This is a genomic window from Mitsuaria sp. TWR114 (genome assembly GCF_007997345.1).
Genome location: NZ_VOSR01000181.1, coordinates 1 through 3322 on the forward strand (window position 1 = coordinate 1; position 3322 = coordinate 3322).

Below are 3322 nucleotides of genomic sequence, written 5' to 3' on the forward strand. Positions count from 1 at the left end.
GCGGCGCGCGCTCGCGGACGGCTGAGCCCTGCGCCGCCGGCGACGGCCGCGAGCCGCGCCGTCCCCGTTTCGCGCGGCGGCGCGGGGCGGAGCTGGCACTCGCCGTTTTCGGCCGGCTATCCTGCGCCCTCCGCATCAGGAGGAGACACGCCATGAGCGACACCCCGGAGAGCTTCGAAGGCGGCTGCGACTGCCGCCAGGTCCGCTACCGCATGACCAGCCGGCCGCTGTTCGTCCACTGCTGCCATTGCCGCTGGTGCCAGCGCGCCAGCGGCGCGGCCTTCGCGCTCAACGCGCTGATCGAGGCGGACCGCGTGGAGCTGCTCGCGGGCGAACCGGTGCCGGTGATGAACCCGTCGGCGAGCGGCAAGGGCCAGAAGATCTGGCGCTGCCCGAACTGCTGGATCGCGGTGTGGAGCAACTACGCGGGCGCCGGCGACGCGATGCGCTTCGTGCGCGTGGGCACGCTGGACGAGCCGGACCGGCTGCCGCCGGACATCCACATCTTCACCGCCTCCAAACAGCCCTGGGTGCAGCTGCCGCCGGGCGCCGTCGCCGTGCCCGAGTACTACGACGCCCGCGAGCGCTGGCCCGCCGAGAGCCTGCGGCGCGGCGCGATCCTGCGGGGCAAGCAAGGTTAGAAGCGTCCCGCATATCGGGCGGGCCGGCGCGGCGCCACAATGCCGCCTTCCCTCGACACCGACGGCTCACGAGGCCGCGCGTTCCGCCATGACTTTCCGCACCTCGACCGCCCGGCGCCTGCGCTCGGCCGCCCGACTGACCGTCCTTGCCGCCGCGCTGTCCACGATCGGCGCGATCCCGGCGCTGATGCCCGCGGCGACCGCCGCGAGCGCGGCGTCCTCGGTCTCGTGGCAGGAGGCCTCCGGCGACGCCGACATCGAGCGCGCCTTCGCCCAGGCCCGCGGCGAGAAGAAGCCGGTGCTGCTGTACTGGGGCGCCAAGTGGTGCCCGCCCTGCAACCAGCTCAAGGCCACGCTGTTCAACCGCGCCGACTTCATCGAGCAGTCGCGCGCCTTCGTCGCGGTCCACATCGACGGCGACAACCCCGGCGCCCAGCGCCTGGGCGCGCGCTTCAAGGTGCGCGGTTATCCGACCATGATCCTGTTCGGCAACGACGGCCAGGAGCTCACGCGCCTGCCGGGCGAGGTCGACGCACCGCAGGTGCTGCGCGTGCTGCAGCTGGGCCTGGCCGGCGGCCGGCCCGTCAAGACGGTGCTGGCCGATGCCCAGGCGGGCCGGAAGCTGTCCGCCAACGAGTGGAAGCTGCTGGGTTTCTATTCCTGGGAGACCGACGAGCAGCAGCTGGTGCCCGCCGCGCAGCGGCCCGCGCTGCTGGCGCGGCTCGCCGCGGCGAGCCAGGGCGTCGATGAGGAAACCACCACCCGGCTGTGGCTCAAGGCGCTGGCCGCCACCGAGGGCGGCGGCGCGCTCAAGGCGGATGCCGCGCTGCGGTCCCGCGTGGAGCAGGTGCTGGCGGATCCGGCCGCTGCCCGCGCGCAGATGGATGTGCTGAGCAACAACGGCGACGACATCGTCCGTGCGCTGGCGCCCGCCGCGGGTCCGGAGCGACAGGCGCTGGTCGCGAAGTTCGACGCGGCGCTCAAGCGCTTCGAGGCCGACGCCTCCCTGTCACGGGCCGACCGCCTGCAATCGCTGATCGCGCGGGTCGAGCTGGCGCGGCTGGACCAGTCCAAGACCGAGCTGACGCCCAAGCTGCCCGCACCGCTGCTGGCGGAGGTGAAGGCGCATGCCGCCAAGGTCGACAAGGAGGTCACCGACGGCTATGAGCGTCAGGCGGTGATCACGTCAGCGGCCTTCCTGCTCGGACGCGCCGGCCTGTGGAGCGACAGCGACGCGCTGCTCAAGGCCAGCCTGGCCAAGAGCCACAGCCCGTATTACCTGATGAGCTCGCTGGGCGGCAACGCTCGCAAGCAAGGTCGCAAGGAAGAGGCGCTGCGCTGGTACGAGGAGGCCTTCAACAAGAGCGAAGGGCCGGCGACGCGGTTGCAGTGGGGGTCGAATTACCTGAGCGCGCTGGTCGAGCTGGCGCCGCAGGACGCGGCACGCATCGAGAAGGCCGCCTCGCAGCTGCTGGCCGAGGCGGGGAAGGACAAAGGCGCGTTCTACGAGCGCAGCGCGCGAGCGCTGCAGAAGGTCGGCAGCCAGCTGGTGGCGTGGAACGCGAAGGGGCAGCATGAGGCCACCCTCGCGCGGCTGCGGACGCAGCTCGATGGCGTGTGCGCGAAGCAGGATGCCGATGACAAGGGCGCCTGCGAGTCGCTGCTGAAGAAGGGCTGAGGCCGCTGGCCCTCACCCCTGCCGAGGGCGCCGACTACTTCAGCAGGCCTTCTGCCTTCATCGCTTCCTGCACGGCCGGCCGGGCCGCGACGCGTCCGCGGTAGGCCACCAGATTGGGGTAGCCGGCGAGATCCACGCCCACATGCTGAGCCCAGTTCGAGACGGTAAACAGGTAGGCATCCGCGACCGAGAACTGCTCGCCCATCAGGAACTGCTTGCCTTCGAGCTGGCCGTCGAGCCACTTGAAGCGCTCATGCAGCTTGCTGCGGAACACGCCCTTGGCGTCCTCCGAGACCGCCGGGTTGAACAGCGGGCTGAAGGTCTTGTGCAGCTCGGACGTGATGAAGTTGAGCCACTCCTGCAGCCGGTAGCGCGCCATCGTGCCGTTGGCCGGCGCGAGCTGCTTGTCGGGCGCCTGGTCGGCGATGTACTGGACGATCGCCGGCCCTTCGGTCAGCCGCTGGCCGTCGTCCAGCTCCAGCAGCGGCACATACCCCTTGGGATTGATGCCGTAGTAATCGGTCCCGTCCTGCAGCTTGTGGGTCTTGGTGCTGGCCAGCACCGGCTCGAAGGCCAGGCCGGCCTCGCGCAGGACGATGTGCGGCGACAGCGAGCAGGCGCCGGGGCTGTAGTAGAGCTTCATGGGGTCTCCTTCGACGTGGACCGCTCGGCAGCGAGCGGGCGATTGGGGAACGGATTGGGGAAGCGGAACCCGGGGACCATACGCGCCCAGCCGGACCAGCGCAATGCCGAGGGCGGCGCGCGGGGATGTCGCCGTCGCGCCAATCGCCCGGCGGCAGCGCGCCTACAGTCGCCCGGTCGCGACTTGTCCGAGGACCTGACCGATGAGCACCCCTATGCCCACCCCCGCCCCGACTGCGCTCCGGCCTCCTCCCCGACCCATGCCTTCGAGGACTTCAGCGTCGGCCAGGTCCGTGAGTTCGGCTCGCGCCTTGTCGACCGCGAGGAGGGCCTGGCCTTCGCCGCGGCCTACGACCCGCAG

3 protein-coding genes are annotated in these 3322 nt (G+C 71.3%); 2 read left to right on the plus strand and 1 reads right to left on the minus strand.

The features are described 5' to 3' along the window. The first annotated feature begins 152 nt into the window (after positions 1-152). Positions 153-641 (plus strand): GFA family protein, encoded by a 489-nt coding sequence (locus FUT87_RS08440; RefSeq protein WP_147240731.1) that lies wholly within the window; start codon positions 153-155, stop codon positions 639-641. A gap of 88 nt (positions 642-729) precedes the next feature. Then, a complete protein-coding gene (locus tag FUT87_RS08445) occupies positions 730-2319 on the plus strand; it encodes a thioredoxin fold domain-containing protein (RefSeq protein ID WP_255511733.1) in 1590 nt (529 codons plus the stop codon). A gap of 34 nt (positions 2320-2353) precedes the next feature. Here FUT87_RS08445 and gstA read toward each other — a convergent pair whose 3' ends face one another. Further along, a complete protein-coding gene (gstA, locus tag FUT87_RS08450; protein WP_147240732.1) occupies positions 2354-2962 on the minus strand; it encodes a glutathione transferase GstA in 609 nt (202 codons plus the stop codon). Positions 2963-3322 lie beyond the last annotated feature (360 nt).

Bases quoted from the DNA above. Each gene is read 5' to 3' on its own strand.
- FUT87_RS08445 (WP_255511733.1), top strand. From the start codon at position 730: ATGACTTTCCGCACCTCGACCGCCCGGCGCCTGCGCTCGGCCGCCCGA.
- FUT87_RS08440 (WP_147240731.1), top strand. From the start codon at position 153: ATGAGCGACACCCCGGAGAGCTTCGAAGGCGGCTGCGACTGCCGCCAG.
- gstA (WP_147240732.1), bottom strand. From the start codon at position 2,962: ATGAAGCTCTACTACAGCCCCGGCGCCTGCTCGCTGTCGCCGCACATC.